Annotated in this window: 15 protein-coding genes and 1 pseudogene; 8 read left to right on the plus strand and 8 right to left on the minus strand. The window is 61.9% G+C overall.

The genetic code is table 11. The annotated features are described in order from the left end of the window. Positions 1-9: 9 nt before the first annotated feature. On the minus strand, positions 10-3,099 hold the full coding sequence (locus HX793_RS05815; RefSeq protein ID WP_177050203.1) for a multidrug efflux RND transporter permease subunit: 3,090 nt from the start codon (positions 3,097-3,099) through the stop codon (positions 10-12). After that, a complete protein-coding gene (locus HX793_RS05820) occupies positions 3,096-4,262 on the minus strand; it encodes an efflux RND transporter periplasmic adaptor subunit (RefSeq protein ID WP_177094937.1) in 1,167 nt (388 codons plus the stop codon). The genes HX793_RS05815 and HX793_RS05820 overlap by 4 nt, the downstream gene beginning before the upstream one ends. Before the next feature lie 215 nt (positions 4,263-4,477). Here HX793_RS05820 and HX793_RS05825 point away from each other — a divergent pair, with 215 nt between their 5' ends. From HX793_RS05825 to HX793_RS05835, 4 genes and pseudogenes are all read left to right on the plus strand, one after another. After that, positions 4,478-4,711 (plus strand): hypothetical protein, encoded by a 234-nt coding sequence (locus tag HX793_RS05825; RefSeq protein ID WP_016974972.1) that lies wholly within the window; start codon positions 4,478-4,480, stop codon positions 4,709-4,711. Positions 4,712-4,873: 162 nt separating this feature from the next. Next, positions 4,874-5,644 carry a transporter substrate-binding domain-containing protein gene (locus HX793_RS05830; RefSeq protein ID WP_177050199.1) on the plus strand — a complete coding sequence of 257 codons (771 nt, stop codon included), beginning with the start codon at positions 4,874-4,876 and terminating at the stop codon, positions 5,642-5,644. A gap of 194 nt (positions 5,645-5,838) precedes the next feature. Next, positions 5,839-6,033 (plus strand): annotated as a pseudogene (locus HX793_RS31975) (PAS domain-containing protein); the annotation flags it as partial. Positions 6,034-6,252: 219 nt separating this feature from the next. Beyond that, positions 6,253-7,335, plus strand: coding sequence for a methyl-accepting chemotaxis protein (locus HX793_RS05835; RefSeq protein ID WP_438810833.1), 1,083 nt, complete (start codon positions 6,253-6,255; stop codon positions 7,333-7,335). On the opposite strand, the gene HX793_RS05840 is transcribed toward HX793_RS05835, so the two are convergent. The 5 genes from HX793_RS05840 to HX793_RS05860 all read right to left on the minus strand — a co-directional run bounded on the left by HX793_RS05840 (position 7,313) and on the right by HX793_RS05860 (position 11,863). Further along, positions 7,313-8,056, minus strand: coding sequence for a YkgJ family cysteine cluster protein (locus HX793_RS05840; protein WP_177094933.1), 744 nt, complete (start codon positions 8,054-8,056; stop codon positions 7,313-7,315). The genes HX793_RS05835 and HX793_RS05840 overlap by 23 nt on opposite strands. 107 nt (positions 8,057-8,163) lie before the next feature. After that, positions 8,164-8,646, minus strand: a complete 483-nt coding sequence (locus tag HX793_RS05845; RefSeq protein WP_177058622.1) for a GNAT family N-acetyltransferase — start codon at positions 8,644-8,646, stop codon at positions 8,164-8,166. Next, positions 8,643-9,545 carry a chemotaxis protein CheV gene (locus tag HX793_RS05850; RefSeq protein WP_016974976.1) on the minus strand — a complete coding sequence of 301 codons (903 nt, stop codon included), beginning with the start codon at positions 9,543-9,545 and terminating at the stop codon, positions 8,643-8,645. Before HX793_RS05850 ends, HX793_RS05845 begins: the two co-directional genes overlap by 4 nt. A gap of 191 nt (positions 9,546-9,736) precedes the next feature. Then, a complete protein-coding gene (locus HX793_RS05855) occupies positions 9,737-10,711 on the minus strand; it encodes a 2-hydroxyacid dehydrogenase (RefSeq protein WP_177094931.1) in 975 nt (324 codons plus the stop codon). Positions 10,712-10,894: 183 nt separating this feature from the next. Beyond that, a complete protein-coding gene (locus HX793_RS05860) occupies positions 10,895-11,863 on the minus strand; it encodes a LysR family transcriptional regulator (RefSeq protein WP_016974978.1) in 969 nt (322 codons plus the stop codon). Between the two features lie 182 nt (positions 11,864-12,045). Here HX793_RS05860 and HX793_RS05865 point away from each other — a divergent pair, with 182 nt between their 5' ends. The 4 genes from HX793_RS05865 to HX793_RS05880 are packed head-to-tail and all read left to right on the plus strand — an operon-like array spanning position 12,046 to position 16,803. Next, positions 12,046-13,557 (plus strand): efflux transporter outer membrane subunit, encoded by a 1,512-nt coding sequence (locus tag HX793_RS05865; RefSeq protein WP_177094929.1) that lies wholly within the window; start codon positions 12,046-12,048, stop codon positions 13,555-13,557. A gap of 10 nt (positions 13,558-13,567) precedes the next feature. After that, on the plus strand, positions 13,568-15,745 hold the full coding sequence (locus HX793_RS05870) for an FUSC family protein (protein WP_177058620.1): 2,178 nt from the start codon (positions 13,568-13,570) through the stop codon (positions 15,743-15,745). Further along, positions 15,735-15,935 carry a DUF1656 domain-containing protein gene (locus tag HX793_RS05875; RefSeq protein ID WP_012722318.1) on the plus strand — a complete coding sequence of 67 codons (201 nt, stop codon included), beginning with the start codon at positions 15,735-15,737 and terminating at the stop codon, positions 15,933-15,935. The genes HX793_RS05870 and HX793_RS05875 overlap by 11 nt, the downstream gene beginning before the upstream one ends. Before the next feature lie 10 nt (positions 15,936-15,945). After that, positions 15,946-16,803, plus strand: a complete 858-nt coding sequence (locus HX793_RS05880; RefSeq protein ID WP_177094927.1) for an efflux RND transporter periplasmic adaptor subunit — start codon at positions 15,946-15,948, stop codon at positions 16,801-16,803. A 14-nt stretch (positions 16,804-16,817) separates the two neighbouring features. On the opposite strand, the gene HX793_RS05885 is transcribed toward HX793_RS05880, so the two are convergent. Further along, on the minus strand, positions 16,818-18,107 hold the full coding sequence (locus tag HX793_RS05885) for a hypothetical protein (RefSeq protein ID WP_177094925.1): 1,290 nt from the start codon (positions 18,105-18,107) through the stop codon (positions 16,818-16,820). Positions 18,108-18,233 lie beyond the last annotated feature (126 nt).

Below are 18,233 nucleotides of genomic sequence, written 5' to 3' on the forward strand. Positions count from 1 at the left end.
ATCACCGCCTCAAGCTGTGGTCACCAACGCAGGCGTTGGTGTGGGCCGGTGGAAAAACTTCTCAAGGTACAAGTATATGACCGGTGTGGTGAACAGCGTCAGTGCCTGGCTCACCAGCAGGCCGCCGACCACCGCGATACCCAGCGGCTGGCGCATCTCTGCACCGGGGCCGGCGCCGAGCATCAGCGGCACCGCGCCAAGCAGGGCGGCGAGGGTGGTCATGATGATCGGCCGGAACCGTGTGACACAGGCTTCATAGATCGCATCTTCCGGCGACAGGCCCCTGACACGCTGAGCCTCCAGGGCAAAGTCGATCATCAGGATGCCGTTCTTCTTCACGATACCGATCAACAGCACCAGGCCGATCAAGGCCATGATCGAAAAGTCCTGGCCCATCAGCGACAGCATGATCAGCGCGCCCAACCCTGCCGAGGGCAAGGTCGAAATGATCGTCAGTGGGTGCACGAAGCTCTCGTACAGCACGCCGAGGATGATATACACCGCCACCAGTGCCGCCAGGATCAGCCACGGCTGGCTGGCCAGCGAACTCTGGAACGCCTGGGCCGCGCCCTGGAAGTTGCCGATGATGGTGGTCGGCATGCCAATTTCATTCTTGGCCTGGTTGAGCATGATCACCGCGTCGCCCAGGGCCACGCCCGGCGCCAGGTTGAACGACAGGTTGGCGGCCGGGAACATGCCGTCGTGGCTGATCGAAAGCGGCCCCACGGTGGGCGGATCGACTTTGGCCAGGGCCGACAGCGGCACCATCTCGTCTGTCAGCGGCGAGCGCAGGTAGAAGTAGTTGAGGCTCTCGGCCTTGCCGCGTTGTTGGGTGTCCAGTTCCAGCACCACTTGGTACTGGTTGATCTCGGTCTGGAACTCGTTGATCTGGCGCTGGCCGAAAGCATCGTACAGCGCCTGGTCCACATCGGTGGCGGTGAGGCCAAAGCGCGCAGCGGCCTGGCGGTCGATGCTGATGTGGGTGATGCTGCCGCCCAGTTGCAGGTCGTTGGACAGGTCGCGAAACGCCGGGTTGGCGCGCAGTTTTTCGGTGAGGCGCTGGGTCCAGGTATTGAGCGTCGGGCCGTCGTTGCTCTTGAGCACATACTGGTACTGGGCGCGGCTGGGGCCGGAACTCAAGTTGATGTCCTGGCCGGCGCGCAGGTACAGCACGATGCCCGGCACCTTGGCCAGTTTCGGGCGGATGCGGTCGATGAACTGGCTGGCCGACACATCGCGGTCGCCGCGATCTTTCAAGGCGATCCAGAAACGGCCGTTGGCGATGGTCTGGTTGCTGCCCGTCACGCCGACCGAGTGCGAAAACGCCTCCACCGCCGGGTCGGCCTTGACGATCTCGGCCAGGGCTTTGTGCTTGGCGACCATGTCCGGGTAGGACACGTCGGCCGCCGCTTCGCTGGTGCCCAGCACAAAGCCGGTGTCCTGCACAGGGAAGAAGCCCTTGGGGATAAACACATAGCCGACCACGGCCAAGGCCAGGGTCACCACGAAGATCGCCGCCATGCTGCGTTGATGGGCCAGGGCACGACGCAAGTTACGTGCATACCCGGCCAGCAGTCGCTCGCTGAAACCGGGTTTGTCGTGGGCAGGATGAGTGGGCGCGCGCATGAACAGCGCGGCCAGTGTCGGCGCCAACGTCAGCGAGACCACCACCGAAATCAGGATGGTCGAGGTGGCCGTCAGGGCGAACTCCTTGAACAGCCGCCCAACCACCCCGCCCATGAACAGCAGCGGAATGAACGCCGCCACCAGCGAGAAGCTGATGGACACCACGGTAAAGCCGATTTCACCGGCGCCTTTGATCGCCGCTTCGCGCTTGTCGAGCCCGGCTTCCAGGTGGCGGTGAATGTTTTCCACCACCACGATGGCGTCGTCCACCACAAACCCCACGGCGATCACAATCGCCACCAGCGTGAGGTTGTTCAAGCTGAAGCCCATCAGGTACATCAATGCAAAGCTGGCGACCAGCGATACGCCCAGCACACTGGACACAATCATCGTTGCCGACAATTGGCGCAGGAACAGCGCCATCACCGCCACCACCAGCAGGATGGCGATCAGCAGCGTCACCTCCACTTCATGCAGGGAGGCGCGGATGGTCTTGGTGCGGTCGGTCAACACGCTGACCTGCACCGACGCCGGCAGCATGGCTTGCAGACGCGGCAGCTCGGCTTGAATGCGGTCCACGGTCTCGACGATGTTCGCGCCGGGTTGGCGCGAGATCACCAGGTTGACGCCAGGCGTGTCGCCGGACCAGGCCTGTACGTAGGCGTTTTCCGAACCGTTGATGACTTTGGCGATATCCCGCAGTTGAACGGGTGCTCCGTCCTTGTAGGACACGATCAACTGCGCGTAGTCCTCCGGATGAAACAACTGGTCGTTGGTCGACAGGGTCGACACGCTGTTCTCGCCGTAGATCGCGCCCTTGGCCAGGTTGAGGCTCGATTGCTGGATGGCCAGGCGGATATCGGCCAGGGTCAGGCCGATGGCGGCGAGTTTGTCTGGCGAGGCCTGTACGCGGATCGCCGGGCGCTGCTGGCCGGTGATGTTGATCTGGCCGACGCCGTCGATCTGGCTGATCTGCCTGGCCAGCAGGGTTTCCACGTAATCACTCAGTTCGGTGCTGGGCATGCTGTTGGAGCTGACGCTGAGGATCAGTACCGGGCTGTCCGCCGGGTTGACCTTTCTCCAAGTCGGCAGGCTCGGCATATCGCTGGGCAGCTTGCCGGAGGCGGTGTTGATCGCCGCCTGCACTTCCTGCGCGGCAGTATCGATGCTTTTGTTCAGGGTGAATTGCAGGGTCAGCAAACTGGAGCCCAGTGCACTGCTGGAGGTCATCTGGGTCATGCCGGGGATGGCACTGAATTGCACCTCCAACGGCGTGGCCACGGACGAGGCCATGGTGTCCGGGCTGGCACCGGGCAAGGTGGCGGTGACCTGGATCGTCGGAAATTCCGCTTCCGGCAGTGGGGCGATCGCCAGGCGGGGGAAGGCAATGAGCCCAAGCAGCACCAGGGCAAAGGTCAGCAGCAGGGTGGCGACCGGGTGGTCGACGCACCAGGCTGACGGCGAACGGCTCATGGCTGCACCTTGGCATCAACGGTCTGGATCACCTGCGGCGGCTCCTTGAGGACTTCCACCTGGGCGCCGGCCTTGAGCCTCGACTGGCCGTCGCTGACCAGCACATCGCCGGGCTGCACGCCTTTGATGATATTGATGTCGCTGTCTTGGTAGGTGACCTGCACTGGGACCACATCCACTTTGTCACCGTTGACCCGGTATACGAAGTGCGAATCCAGGCCGCGTTGCACCACCGTCGGCGGAACCACCAGCGCGTTTTTGTCGAGGGCGGTCTGGATCTTGATGGTCACCAGTTGCCCCGGCCACAGGCGCTGCGAGGCGTTGTTGAATTCAGCTTTGGCGCGCAGGGTGCCGGTGGTGGAGCTGATCTGGTTGTCGATCAGGCTCAAGTGGCCTTCGCCGAGCAGGTCGCCGGTCTGGCCATCGGTGTCGGCACCCAGGTAGGCATCGACGCTGGCTTTTGTGGGCGCTGCGATCAGGCCCTGCAAGGTGGGCAGCATCTGTTGCGGCAGGGAGAACTCGACGGCAATCGGGTCGATCTGGGTCACGGAAAACAGGCCCTGGGTGTCGGCGGTGCGCAGGAAGTTGCCTTCATCCACGGTGCGAATACCGACACGACCACTGACCGGCGAACGAATCTGGGTGTAGGAAAGTTGTACCTGCGCCGAATCGATTGCGGCCTGGTTGCCTTGCGCGGTGGCCTTGAGCTGGTTGACCAGGGCTTGTTGCTCGTCATAGGTCTGTTTGGATACGCCATTGTCGACGCTCAATTCCTTGTAGCGCTTGAGGTTGACCAGCGCCACCTGCAGCTGCGCCTGGCTTTCGCCCAGTTGAGCCTTGGCCTGGTCCAGGCTGGCGCGGATCGAGCGGTCGTCGATGGTCGCCAGCAGGTCACCGGCCTTGACCAACTGGCCTTCCTTGACCAGCAATTTAGTCAGAATGCCGTCCACTTGCGGGCGAATCACCACACTGTGCAGCGACAGCACCGAACCAATCCCGCTGACAAAGCGCGGAATATCCTGTTGCGCCACGCTTACCACCCGTACCGGAATTGCAGTGGGCGCCGCCAGTTTGGACTTGGCTGGGCGGCTCAGTGCCCAGGCTGCAACGGCCAACACCACGAGGACACCCACGATCAGGGCGGTTTTGCGTTGAATGTGCATGGGGTGAGGCGCCAGGGCAAAGGATTGGAGGTGTGTGAGGCCTTTATAGCCGGTCAACCGGGTCAGCACGGTGACTGCTAACTGACGGCGCTGTCAGTAAAGGCCGACCATTCGTACAGGCGATGGTTAAAGATCCGAGGCGGGCAGGTATACTGCGCGCCAGCGTGGCCCGCAAGCAGGTCCCGCGTCATTTTTTTGCACGCTCCGGAGCCTCCATGACTTCCCCGACACAACCCCCTGTTGAAGCGGCCGACCTCGTCGATCCGGCCAGCGCCGAAGGCGTTGAAAAAGCCGAGATCCCGGCGTTCAAGTTTCCCTTCAAGCCGGGTGAACTGGCAGGGGCCAAGAATGCCGCCCAGCCCTGGTACAAGAATGGAGCCAAGAACGGCCACACCAAATCCCCGGGCATGGCCCCGCCGGGCACCCGCCGCTCCATGGGTAAACGTTAAGATCAATCGGTTGTAATATTTGGCGGATGTTGCCTACAGCTCCCGTTGATGATTCTGCTTGTAGGCATGCGACCGTTTCTTGAAAGCTTGCACAGCTTTCGCGCTTCCCTAGGTTTTTAGTGGGGGAGCGCAGCGTGCACTTTCTGGAAAAGGACGTTTCCTGTGGCTCTGATACACCTTTGTGTAGCGCTTGTCCTATTGCTCGCGGTGGATGCCGTCGCAGGCATTGATCAACCACGGCGCGAAATCCGTTTTGCGGTTGCCGCGTTGTTCCCTCCCTTCCAGAGTCGCGATCCGCAAGGGCAACTGGTCGGCATGCACATTGAGCTCGGTAATGCCCTGTGCCAGCAATTGAATGTGCGCTGTACCTGGATCGATCAGGTGCTGGTCGAAAACTTCGACGACCTTGACGCCCGGAAATTCGATGCAATCATGGGCATTGCCTCCACACCTCTACGGCGCCGCCGGGTGAGTTTCACCGACAACCTCTACCCGTTCACCACGCGCCTCGTTGCGCACAGGGCCTCGGGTCTCATGCCGACTACAAAGTCACTCAAAGGCAAGCGTGTCGGCGTTTTGCTGGGGAGTAATCGCGAAGCCTTTGCCTTGTCTCAGTGGGCTCGCGAAGGCGTGATCATCAGAAGTTTTTGGCTCAACGACGAACTGGTCCGTAGCCTGGTGGCAGGGCATATCGATGCGACACTGCAGGGCCCCGTGGAAATCCGCAACGTACTGCTCGACACCGCTGCCGGCGCGGATTTCGACTTCCTGGGCCCTGCTGTTTCCGCTGAGCTGCTGGGCGACGGCATCGCGATCGCATTGCGCAACACGGACACTGCGTTGCGTACTGAACTCAACCGCGCCCTCGAACAACTCAAGCACAATGGTGAATACCAACGGATCCTTGCGCCTTATCGATTGGACCCACCATGATGGCCAATTAATTGCGCGGAACATGAGCTGGATCAGTATTTGCCCTCTCGGTGCGCTTAGAGTCGACGCCCTGCCGACTCCTCCAATAATTACGAGCGCGCTTCTCCATGAAGATCAATCTGCCGGTCACCGGTCGGAATGTGGACTTTGCCCCCGACGCCAACATCCTTTCGACCACCGACCTGACCAGCGCGATGACCTACGCCAACCAGGATTTCATCGACATCAGCGGCTACAGCCGTGACGAACTGCTGGGCATGCCGCATAACGTGCTGCGCCACCCGGATATGCCGCCCGAGGCATTTGCCCACATGTGGCAAACCCTCAAGGGCGGGCGGTCGTGGATGGGCATGGTGAAAAACCGTTGCAAGAACGGCGATCACTATTGGGTCAGCGCCTATGCCACGCCGGTCACCCGCGACGGAGCGACGGTGGAGTATCAATCGGTGCGCACCAAGCCGGATGCCCGCAGGATTGCCCTGGCAGAGCGGGTCTACGCACGCTTGCGAGCCGGCCAGCGCCCGACGTTGCCGGCCATCGGCATGAGTATGAAACTGCTGGCTTGGGTCGCCGTCACCTGTGGTGCGACCTGGGCGTTGGGCCTGGGCCTGGCGGAACACGCGTTGGCCTGGCAATTACTGGCGCTTCTGGCGGGATGTTCGGTCGGGGCTGTGGGTGTGCGGGCGATCCTGCGGCCCCTGGCCCACTTGCAAGAACGGGCGCGCCGCATCGCCGACAATCCCCTGAGCCAGGCTATCTATACCGGACGTCGCGACGAGTGCGGGCAAATCGAGTTTGCCCTGCATATGCTCGAAGCCCAGGTGGGTGCCGTGGTGGGCCGTATCGGCGATGCCTCTCAGCGCCTGTCCGGGCATGCCGCGCAATTGGTGCGGCACCTCGACAGCAGCCACGTCAGCAGCCTGGCTCAGCAAACCCAGACCGACCAGGTGGCGGCGGCGATCCACCAGATGGCCGCCAGCGTGGCCGAAATGGCCAACCATGCGCAGCAGGCATCCAAGGCCGCCGACCAGGCCGGCAGCGAAACCCGCGAAGGCCATCTACGTGTGGATCAAAGCCGTGATGCGGTGTTGCGCCTGTCCCAGGAACTGGCGCGTGCCTCCGAGGTGATTAATCAGTTGGAAAGCCACAGCGGCGAGATCAGCGGCGTGCTGGAGGTGATCCGTACGATTGCCGAGCAGACCAACCTGTTGGCGCTGAATGCCGCTATCGAAGCCGCACGCGCGGGCGAGCAGGGGCGCGGTTTTGCCGTGGTGGCCGATGAAGTGCGTGGCCTGGCCCAACGCACCCAGCAATCGACCGATGAAATCCAGCGCATGATCAGCACCCTGCAAAACGGCGCCCGTGATGCGGTGCAGGCCATGGCGCAAAGCAGCGAACATGTCGAAGCCAGCGTCGAACAAGCACAACGTGCCGCCGCCGCGCTGGATGGCATCAGCCAGCGCGTCACGCAAATCACCGCCATGAGTCAGCAGATCGCAACAGCCGTGGAGGAGCAGAGCATGGTGAGCGAAGACATCAACCGCAATATCGTCGGCATTCGGAACGCGGGGGAGGCCACCGTCAGCGCCGGGCAGCAAAGCCAGCTCAGCTCAAGCGATGTGGCGGCGTTGGCGGAGGATTTGCGTCAATTGGCGCGGGAGTTCTGGTCTAAGCCGCGCGTAGCGGGATAAACGCATAGTTGGCCGGCACCTGGGTCGCAATCTGCGCCCCGGCATCCAGCACCTGCTCGGCGATGTCCAGCCCCGACACATGGAACACCCATTCATTGGCCACGGAAGGCTGATTCACCGCCAACTCGATCGCCTGGGCGAATGCACTCATGTCCGGCAGATAGGCCGTAAATCCATCGCCCTTGAGCGCCGTGGTGCGAATGCCCAGCAAGGCACACACCGCTTCCTTGGTCTGCACATCGTCACGGTCGGCCTGACGCGAGCGGCGGATCAGTTCAGCCAGTTCCTGGTCCATCAGCTCACCGCCGACGATCAGCGCCGGCCCCTGTTCCCAGGATTCCGGCGGGCAATCCTTGGCGGCGGGGTTCAGCGGGATATGCGGGTTGATCTCCATTGGATAGATGCGGCACACCAACGGGCGGCGCTCATAGATGCGGCACCGGTTGTCGTCGTCAAGATTCCGGCAGCGCCCGGCGTTGTAGGCGGCAAAGGTGATTGCCACAAACGCCTCGGTATTGCCGCTGGGCACCACCACCGAACGGCGCTCGGCATGCTCGCGTTGTTGCTGCGGCAGGCCCAGGCCATTGCCGAGGAAACCTTCCACCAGAACGATGACGTTACCGCCGTCCGCCGCCCACATCCGGGCTTCTTCGAGGGTCAGGGGCACGTGGTGGTCGGAGCAGCATTTGCCGCAACCGACGCAGGAAAAATGAGTATTCATGGCGGATCTGTCACCAGGCTAGGTCAGAGGGCACGCAAGAACGGTGACGGGTTTTTACCTCTGTTCACCGATTCGCTCTCTGGAAGCAAGTTACACGCCAGTGCGTATCAGTCCTGAGCGACTACGTCGCGTAGGACAAATTTCATCCCCGCACTTTCATACAGCTGGCGAGCTCGCCCATTGCTCTCCAGCACCTTGAGGTCCACATAGGGTTCGCCGCGTTGCTTGAACGCCTGGAAGCTGTGCAGCAACAAGGCACGCCCCAGCCCTTGGCCTTGGGCGCAAGGATGAATGGAAAGGTTTTTGATAAAGGCGCTGGTCCAGCACTGGGCCACGCCGAGAATGCCTTCGTCGTTGCTGACCACCAGGCACAGGGTGGGATCGAACTCTGCATCGGTGGTGAACCGGTGCCGCCAGGTTTCCAGGTTGGGCACGCGACCGCCGCCCTGGTCCTGGGTCAGGCACAACACGGCATGAATCGCCGGAGCCAGGTCGTCGCGGTAGTGGTCCAGCTGCACACCGGCGGGCCATTGCGGGGCGGGCAGGCTGCCGGTGAGGTCGCGGCGCAGCAGTTGGAAATAATCGCTCACAGGCCTTTTTGCGCCACCGTTTGCGCGGCCACCACCAGGCACTTGGTCAGTTCCGGCGAGGAGAATTTGGTGAGTACGGCGTCGGCGCCGGCCAACCGGGCTTTTTCGCTATTCATCGCGCTGTCCAGGGAGGTGTGCAGCAGTACATAGAGGTGTTGGAAATCTGGGGTTTCGCGCAGGGTACGGGTCAGGGCGTAACCGTCCATTTCCGACATTTCGATGTCCGACACCACCACATTGATCTGCTCGACCGTGCCTTGCAGCTCCAGCAGCACATCAATGGCTTCCTTGGCACTGCGCGCGGTGTGGCAGGTGAGGCCGAGGTTGCGCAAGGTGTGTACGGATTGCTGCAGGGCGACCTGGCTGTCATCCACCACCAGGATGCGCGCGTTGCCGAGCACTTCGGCCTCTTCCATGGTCAGGTCGGTTGGCGCCGCTTCGATCGGTGCCGGCGCGATGCCGTGGATGACTTTCTCGATGTCCAGCACCTGCACCAGGCCGCCTTCCACCTGGGTGACGCCGGTGATGAACGCGCGGTTGCCGCCGGAGCCATAGGGCGGCGGGCGGATGTCGGTGGTCAGGCAATGCACGATCTTGCTCACCGCCTGCACGTGCAAGCCCTGCTTGGAGCGGCTCACGTCGGTGACGATCAAGCAGCCGCCGTCGGGGTCCGCCAGGGGCATTTCGCCGAGGGCGCGGCTCAGGTCGATCACCGCCAGCGAGTTACCGCGCAGAGTGGCGATACCTTTGACGTGGGGGTGGGACTCCGGCAGCTTGGTCAGCGGCGGGCAGGGAATGATTTCGCTGACTTTCAGCAGGTTGATCGCCATCAGCTTGCCGCTGCGCAAGGTAAAGAGCAGAAGCGAGAGTGAGTCTGCGCGGGCTTTGGTGGTGGACATAAAAACCTTCTGTGGATCAGGGATGACGATCTTCTATGGAAGGTTATCGACCTGTACACCCAAAACTGTAGGAGCGAGCTTGCTCGCGAAAAACTCAAGGGCACCGCGTTTATCCAGGATGGGCGCGTTATCGTTGATGCTTTTTCGCGAGCCAGCTCGCTCCTGCAGTGGGAACGGTCAGGCCCTTGAAGTCAGTCCTTCCACACCTGCGGGTTCACCAGGTCCTGCGGACGTTGGCCCAGCAGGGCGCTGCGCAGGTTGTCCAGGGCGCGGTTGGCCATGGCTTCACGGGTTTCGTGGGTGGCCGAGCCGATATGCGGCAAGGTCACGGCGTTGCTCAGTTGGAACAGCGGCGACTCGGCCAGCGGCTCCTGCTCATACACATCCAGCCCGGCGCCACGGATTGTCTGGTTTTGCAGGGCTTCGATCAGCGCCGGCTCGTCCACCACCGGGCCACGGGAGATGTTGATCAGGATCGCGCTGGATTTCATCAAACCCAGCTCGCGGGTGCTGATCAGATGACGGGTCTTGTCGCTCAACGGCACCACCAGGCACACGAAATCCGCCTCGGCCAGCAACTGATCGAGGCTGCGAAACTGTGCGCCCAGTTCCTGTTCCAGGGCTGGCTTGCGGCTATTGCCGCTGTACAGGATCGGCATGTTGAAACCCAGGCGCCCACGCCGCGCCACGGCCGCGCCGATGTTGCCCATGCCGACGATGCCCAGCGTTTTGCCATGTACATCGCAACCAAACAACGGCGCGCCGACGCTGGCTTTCCACTGGCCGGCCTTGGTCCAGGCGTCCAGCTCGGCCACCCGGCGGGCGCTGCTCATGAGCAAAGCAAAGGCCAGGTCTGCGGTGCTTTCGGTGAGCACGTCGGGGGTGTTGGTGAGCATGATCCCGCGTTCGTTGAAGTACGCCACATCGTAGTTGTCATAGCCCACTGAAACGCTGGACACCACTTCCAGTTTGCTCGCGCCCTGCAACTGCTCGCGCCCCAGCTTGCGGCCTACGCCGATCAGGCCGTGGGCGTGGGGCAGGGCTTCATTGAATTGAGCGTTGATGTCGCCCAGCTTGGGGTTGGGCGCGATCACCTCGAAGTCCTGTTGCAGGCGTTCGATCATTTCCGGGGTGACGCGGCTGAAGGCGAGGACAGTCTTTTTCATTGCAGGCGGGCTCATCGACTACGGAAGAATGCCAAGCACGCTAACATTTATCCCCACAACACAACACCACAAAACCTGTAGGAGCGAGCTTGCTCGCGAAAAATGCCAGGGCACCGCGGTTATCCGGGATACACGCGTTATCGTTGACGTTTTTCGCGAGCAAGCTCGCTCCTACAAAGGTGTTCAGTTGGCCATCCGCACGCCGCTGAGGCTGCCACTCAACTCATACGCCACCAGTTCCGCCTGGTGCGCCGCCAGAATTTCCGGCAACGAACCACGCAGGTACTCCACCCAGGTCTTGATCTTCGCATCCAGGTATTGGCGTGACGGGTAGATGGCGTACAGGTTCAGTTCCTGGGAACGGTAGTTGGGCATCACCCGCACCAGGGTGCCGTTGCGCAGCCCCTCGATGGCGGCATACACCGGCAACAGGCCGACGCCCATGCCGCTGGTGATCGCGGTTTTCATCGCGTCGGCCGAGTTCACCAGGAACGGCGAGGTGTTGATCGCCACACTTTCCTGACCTTCGGGACCGTTAAAGGTCCATTTGTCCAGTTGGATCACCGGGCTGACCAGGCGCAGGCAGGCGTGGTTGAGCAAGTCCTGTGGGCGCTGGGCACAACCTTTGGCCTTGACGTAATCCGGCGAGGCGCAGGCGATGCTGTAGGTGATGCCCAGGCGCTGGGACACGAAGCCTGAGTCCGGTAGCTCACTGGCCAGCACGATGGACACGTCGTAGCCCTCATCGAGCAGGTCCGGCACGCGGTTGGCCAGGGTCAGGTCGAAGGTCACGTCCGGGTGGGTACGGCGGTAGCGCGCAATCGCATCGATGACGAAGTGCTGGCCGATGCCGGTCATGGTGTGCACTTTCAACTGCCCCGCGGGACGCGCGTGGGCGTCGCTGGCTTCGGCCTCGGCTTCCTCGACGTAGGCCAGGATCTGTTCGCAGCGCAGCAGATAACGTTTGCCGGCCTCGGTCAGCGCGATGCGCCGGGTGGTGCGGTTGAGCAAGCGGGTTTGCAGATGGGCCTCAAGGTTGGAGACCGCGCGCGACACATTGGCCGTGGTGGTGTCCAGTTGCACGGCGGCGGCGGTGAAGCTGCCGGCTTCGGCCACGCAACTGAAGGCGCGCATGTTTTGCAAAGTGTCCATGGAGTGTTCTCAGGGGAGATAACAAATTGTGACAGAAAGTTACGCCGTCCAGTGATCCCTACCAACGGATTATCGCCTGAACGGTAACAAAGATTCACAGGAATACCAGCTTATCGTCCTTCATGGCGCCGCCTAGAATTGCGCCACCTTTCCCGCTCCACCCTCTCAGGAATACGTTCGCCGTGCCGCGTCGCATCAGCAGAGAGCTTAAGACTCTCAGTGTTTGGGCTTTATCGTTAGCAATCAGCGGCTGCATCGGAACCGGAGGAATCGCCCCACAAGGCCAGTCTCTCGACGCCAACCACCTGGCCACCGACGAAGCCATCCAGAGCGCCGCCCAGGACGCCCGCTGGCCCACCGGGCAATGGTGGCAAGCCTACGGCGACCCGCAACTGAACCGCTGGGTCGACTTGGCCACGCAGCATAGCCCGAGCCTGGCCATGGCCGCCGCGCGAGTGCGTGAGGCGCGGGCCATGGCCGGGATTGCCGAGTCGGCCGAATCGCTGCAGATCAACAGCGACACCACCCTCAAGCGCCACAACTGGCCGAAGGATCAGTTCTATGGTCCCGGCGAGCTGAGCGGTGCCAGCACCTGGGACAACACTACGTCCCTGGGCCTGAGCTACGCCCTCGACGTGTGGGGCCGCGAAAGCAATGCCACCGAACGTGCCGTCGACCTGGCGCACATGAGCGCCGCCGAAGCGCGCCAGGCCCAACTCGAATTGCAGAACAACGTGGTGCGCGCCTATATCCAGTTGTCGTTGCATTACGCCAACCGCGATATCGCCGCGGCGACCCTGGCGCAACAGCAGCAGATCCTCGACCTGGCCAACAAGCGCTTGAATGCCGGGATCGGCACCCACTTCGATGTCAGCCAGGCCGAAACCCCGTTGCCGGAAACCCATCGCCAACTGGACGCCCTCGACGAAGAGATCGCCCTGAGCCGTAACCAGCTGGCGGCCCTGGCGGGCAAAGGCCCGGGGGAAGGCGCGCAGTTGCAACGCCCGAGCCTGTCCCTGGCCGCACCGTTGAAATTGCCGTCGAGCCTGCCCGCGCAGTTGCTCGGCCAACGCCCCGACGTGGTCGCCAGTCGCTGGCAGGTCGCGGCCCAGGCTCGTGGTATCGATGTGGCCCACGCCGGTTTCTACCCCAACGTCGACCTGGTCGGCAGCCTCGGCTACATGGCCACCGGTGGCGGCATGCTGGAATTCCTGGCGGGCAAGAAATTCAACTACAACGTGGGACCTGCGATCACCTTGCCGATCTTCGACGGTGGCCGTCTGCGTGCGGAACTGGGCGAGGCCAGTGCCGGTTATGACATCGCCGTGGCGCGCTACAACCAGACCCTGGTCAATGCGCTCAAGGGCATCAGCGACCAATTGATTCGCCGCGAATCCATGGACAAGCAAGCGACCTTCGCCGCGCAATCGGTGGCTTCGGCGCAGAAAACCTATGACATCGCGATGATCGCCTATCAACGCGGCCTCACCGATTACCTCAATGTCCTGAATGCGCAGACCTTGCTGTTTCATCAGCAACAGATCGAGCAACAGGTACAAGCGGCTCGCCTGAGTGCCCACGCCGAACTGGTGACGGCCCTGGGCGGCGGCCTCGGCGCCGGCAACGATGTGCCGCAAGACGCCAAGACCCTCCCGAGCAAGACCCCGGCGGCGCTGGCCGTGTTTGATCACTGAGTAGGATTTGATGACTCCCTTGCCTGCACCGCTGCGCTGGCTGCATTCCCTTGAGTGGCGCCGTGGCTTTTTCGACTGGGCACGCAGCGACGGCGTGACCTGGGTGTATATCTTCAAGGTGCTGATTGCCGCGTTCCTCACGCTGTGGCTGGCCATGCGCCTGGAACTGCCGCAACCGCGCACGGCGATGATCACGGTGTTTATCGTGATGCAACCGCAGAGCGGCCAGGTGTTCGCCAAGAGTTTCTATCGCTTCCTCGGCACCCTGGCGGGGTCGGCGGTGATGGTGGTGTTGATTGCCCTGTTTGCGCAGAACACCGAGTTGTTCCTTGGCGCGCTGGCGATCTGGGTGGGCATCTGCACCGCTGGCGCGACGCGCAATCGCAACTTCCGCGCCTACGGGTTTGTACTTGCCGGCTACACGGCGGCGATGGTCGGTTTGCCGGCCCTGGCGCATCCGGACGGCGCTTTCATGGCGGCGGTGTGGCGGGTGCTGGAAATTTCCCTGGGGATTCTGTGTTCCACCCTGGTCAGCGCCGCGATCCTGCCGCAAACCAGCAGCGCCGCCATGCGCAACGCCTTGTACCAACGCTTCGGCGTGTTTGCGCTGTTCGTCACCGATGGCCTGCGTGGGCGCAGCCAGCGCGATGGTTTCGAAGCCAGCAATGTGCGTTTTATCGCCGAAGCGGTGGGCCTGGAAGGGCTGCGCAGCATCACGGTGTTTGAAGACCCGCACATGCGTCGGCGCAACGGCCGGCTCAGTCGCCTCAATAGCGAATTCATGAGCATCACCACACGCTTCAATGCCTTGCACCAGTTGCTGGAGCGCTTGCGCACCGATGAAGCGGACCATGTGGTCGCGGCTATCAAGCCTGGGCTGCAAGACCTTGCTGAAGTGCTCGACGGCTTCTCCGGCCGTGCGCTCACCAGCCCGGACGCGGCACGCTTGGTCAGCCAGCTCAGCGCTTACAAGGACGGCCTGCCCGCCAAGGTCCGCAGCCTGCGTGCGGCCTTTCAGGAAGAGCACCCGAGTGAAGCCGAGCAGTTGGATTTCCACACCGCCTACGAACTGCTCTATCGTTTTGTCGACGACCTGCATAACTACGCGCAAACCCACGCGTCCCTGGCGGATCACAGCCATGCGCGCGAGCAGTGGGACGAAACCTTCATCCCCAAGACCAACTGGCTGGCGTGCGCTGCCTCGGGGATCCGCGCGTCATTCATCCTCATCGTCTTGGGCAGCTATTGGGTGGCCACCGCCTGGCCCAGCGGCGCGACGATGACCCTGATCGCCGCTGCCACCGTGGGCCTATCGGCCGCTACGCCGAACCCGAAACGCATGGCGTTCCAAATGGCGTGCGGCACCTTGATCGGGGCCTTAGTGGGCTTTGTCGAAATGTTTTTCGTGTTCCCCTGGATCGACGGCTTTCCACTGCTGTGCGTGATGCTTGCGCCGGTGATCATCTTTGGCGCGTTTCTCGCTTCGCGTCCGCAATACGCAGGTGTTGGCGTGGGGCTGTTGATCTTCTTCAGCACCGGCTCGGTGCCGGACAACCTGACGATCTACAACCCCTACACCTTCATCAACGACTACATCGCCATGGTCATCGGCATGCTGGTGTGCGCAGCGGCAGGGGCGATCATCCTGCCGCCCAACAGTCGCTGGTTGTGGCGGCGGTTGGAGCAGGACCTGCGCGAGCAAGTGGTGTATGCGATCAGCGGCAAGCTCAAGGGCTTGGCGTCGAGTTTCGAAAGCCGCACCCGTGACTTGCTGCACCAGGCCTACGGCCTCGCGGTCGGCCAGCCGCAAGTGCAGCGCGACCTGCTGCGCTGGATGTTCGTGGTGCTGGAAGTCGGCCACGCGATTATCGAACTGCGCAAGGAACAGGCGATTCTCCCGGTGCACCCTGCCTATGCCGAATCCCAGCCGTGGCGTCAGGCGATCCGCGTGATGGGCCGCTCGCTGGTGCGGCTGTTCCTGCAACCCAGCGCGAGCAACCTGGAGCGCGGCCTGATCGCCGTCGACCACGCCATCAGTCGCGTGCAGGCCACCGACGAGCCTTTTGCCCCGCACTTCGACACCTCGGCCCTGCGCCGGGTGAAAAGCTATCTGCACTTTATCCGCACTTCACTGCTCGACCCGCAATCGCCGCTGGCTGCTCTAAAAGGACCCTCGCATGCCCCGTGAAATCGCCTTCCATGGCGTGTACATGCCAACCATGACCCTGATGTTCCTGATCGCGGCCGTGTTGGCCTGGGCGCTCGATCGCTTTTTGGCCGGGTTCGACCTGTACCGTTTTTTCTGGCACCCGGCGTTGCTGCGCCTGAGCCTGTTCGTTTGCCTGTTCGGCGCCCTGGCGCTGACCGTCTACCGTTGAGAATGTCCCGATGAAAAAGTTTTTCAGCCTGCTCGCGACCTTGCTGGTACTGGCCTTGGCCATCTGGATTGGCCGCACGTTGTGGGTGCACTACATGGAAACGCCCTGGACCCGCGACGGGCGTGTGCGTGCCGATATCATCAACGTCGCCGCCGACGTCACCGGCGAAGTGGTCGACGTGCCGGTGCGTGACAACCAGTTGGTCAAAAAGGGCGACCTGCTGATGCAGATCGATCCTGAGCATTACCGTATCGCCGTCAAACAGGCCCAGTCGCTGGTGGCCTCCCGCAAAGCCACCTGGGAAATGCGCAAGGTCAACGCCCACCGCCGCGCCGACCTTGATGCCCTGGTGATCTCCAGGGAAAACCGCGACGACGCCAGCAACATCGCCGACTCGGCGCTGGCCGATTACCAACATGCGCAGGCCCAACTGGAAGCCGCCGAGCTGAACCTCAAGCGCACCCAAGTGTTGGCGGCGGTCGATGGTTACGTCACCAACCTCAATGTGCATCGCGGTGACTACGCCCGCATCGGCGAAGCCAAGATGGCCGTGGTGGATATGAACTCGTTCTGGGTCTATGGCTTCTTCGAAGAAACCAAGCTGCCCCACGTCAAGGTCGGTGATAAGGCCGATATGCAATTGATGAGCGGCGAAACCCTGAAGGGCCACGTAGAAAGCATCTCACGCGGCATCTACGACCGCGACAACCCCGAAAGCCGCGAGCTGATTGCCGATGTGAACCCGACCTTCAACTGGGTGCGCCTGGCCCAGCGGGTGCCGGTGCGGATTCATATCGATGAGGTGCCGGAAGGGGTGTTGTTGGCGGCGGGGATTACCTGCACGGTGATCGTCGGCCCTGCTCGTTGAGTCGAGGCGGGTGTTTAGCCGAAGTAACCATGCAAAACGCCCAAGCCGTCAGGATCAATGCCTGTGATGTTTGCGGCTACGATCACTCGCTGGTCTCCCCGCTCAGTCAATGACACCGGTTTAGTCAGGACCTGGGAGTCAATGTAGGTGTAACCACGGTGGTTGAAGGCCAGATTCAGTGCACCATCGGCTTTGAATTGAGCGATGTAGATTCCCCCTCCCGTTGAGGCCGTGACAAGGTGTCCCGAGTGGGTGCTCATGATGCACTGCCAGCCATTGTCGCGCATGGGATCAAATTGCGTGATCAAAGGCTTTCCATTATTGAACAACTGATGCGTTGCGCCGCTGGGTGTTATGGCCCGCAGTAACCCTTTCGTCTTGATCCCTGCGACTTGGCCGGCACCAACGAGGCTGCTGTCTGATCGTTCCGTGAGGTCGTATAGGCTGGAGTGATTGTTGATGGCTTCATCCTCGACGTAGTGAAAGCCAGGCGTCAGAAGATTGCCAAAGAGGGTGTCCAGCGTACCGTCACGGTTGAACCGGGCGAATAGGGCAGTATTGAGCCCGGAGGGGCGCCGGGCATGACCGGCAATCACGATTTTGTGATCGCTACCCTGGCTGATGCACGCGTTGATGGCCGTGGGTGCAGTGGAGTCGGTCAGTTTGAAGTCAAGCCTGCCATCGCGGTTAAAACTGTTGTCCAGCACACCGTCTGGTTGCAGGCGAAACAGCGTGCCGGTCGTCAACTCGGTGTTACCACGCTTAAAGTAATTGGCGGTGACCAGAATGTACCCATCAGGCTGCTCGTGCACGGTGGGCGAGTCTTCTATCAACTCGTCGTCTAAATGGGTTGTTAGAACGCGCACTCCATTCTCGGCAAAACCCGTATCGAGATTGCCCTGACTGTTGAAACGTGCGATGGCCAAGGCCGCCCATGGGTCGTTTGATGTAGGCAATGTCCAGCCGAGCATTAGGATTTTTCCATCGTGCTGGACAGTCAGCCTTGAACCTCCGGCGGGTAAATCGGGCACGAACCTGTCGAAAACCAGCCCGTTGTTTCCGAATTTTTTATCAAGGTTGCCCTTGGCGTCCAGGCGGCCCAAACCATATATGTAACCGGTGTAATCGGGGGCGTCGCGATAAAAGCTGGCGCTGAATAGAACGTTGCCGTCTTGATCGGTTGTCAGCCCTTTGATGTGGTGTTGAACGATCAGCTCGGGGTGTTCCTCTACGATCTTGGCCAGGACGGCTTCGCCGAGGGTGCCGAAGGCTGGATCTGGAGTACCAGGTTGTGTGGTAGCCATTTTGGTATTCCGCCATGGGTCAGAGGGACTTGGCTGCATGGGCAGGGTACGAACTCAGCCCATGCGACGAGGGTCCAGTCTGGCCCCGGTGTAATACCGGGTCTACTGTCAACTCTGACAGGTGTC

Origin of the sequence: Pseudomonas reactans (genome assembly GCF_013387025.1) — a bacterium.
Classification (GTDB): Bacteria; Pseudomonadota; Gammaproteobacteria; order Pseudomonadales; family Pseudomonadaceae; genus Aquipseudomonas; species Aquipseudomonas reactans.

Excerpts from the sequence above, each read along its gene's own strand:
- HX793_RS05815 (WP_177050203.1), bottom strand. The coding sequence starts at position 3,099 with ATGAGCCGTTCGCCGTCAGCCTGGTGCGTCGACCACCCGGTCGCCACC.
- HX793_RS05875 (WP_012722318.1), top strand. The coding sequence starts at position 15,735 with ATGCCCCGTGAAATCGCCTTCCATGGCGTGTACATGCCAACCATGACC.
- HX793_RS05860 (WP_016974978.1), bottom strand. The coding sequence starts at position 11,863 with ATGGACACTTTGCAAAACATGCGCGCCTTCAGTTGCGTGGCCGAAGCC.
- HX793_RS05825 (WP_016974972.1), top strand. The coding sequence starts at position 4,478 with ATGACTTCCCCGACACAACCCCCTGTTGAAGCGGCCGACCTCGTCGAT.
- HX793_RS05880 (WP_177094927.1), top strand. The coding sequence starts at position 15,946 with ATGAAAAAGTTTTTCAGCCTGCTCGCGACCTTGCTGGTACTGGCCTTG.
- HX793_RS05840 (WP_177094933.1), bottom strand. The coding sequence starts at position 8,056 with ATGAATACTCATTTTTCCTGCGTCGGTTGCGGCAAATGCTGCTCCGAC.
- HX793_RS05850 (WP_016974976.1), bottom strand. The coding sequence starts at position 9,545 with ATGTCCACCACCAAAGCCCGCGCAGACTCACTCTCGCTTCTGCTCTTT.
- HX793_RS05870 (WP_177058620.1), top strand. The coding sequence starts at position 13,568 with ATGACTCCCTTGCCTGCACCGCTGCGCTGGCTGCATTCCCTTGAGTGG.
- HX793_RS05855 (WP_177094931.1), bottom strand. The coding sequence starts at position 10,711 with ATGAAAAAGACTGTCCTCGCCTTCAGCCGCGTCACCCCGGAAATGATC.
- HX793_RS05820 (WP_177094937.1), bottom strand. The coding sequence starts at position 4,262 with ATGCACATTCAACGCAAAACCGCCCTGATCGTGGGTGTCCTCGTGGTG.
- HX793_RS05885 (WP_177094925.1), bottom strand. The coding sequence starts at position 18,107 with ATGGCTACCACACAACCTGGTACTCCAGATCCAGCCTTCGGCACCCTC.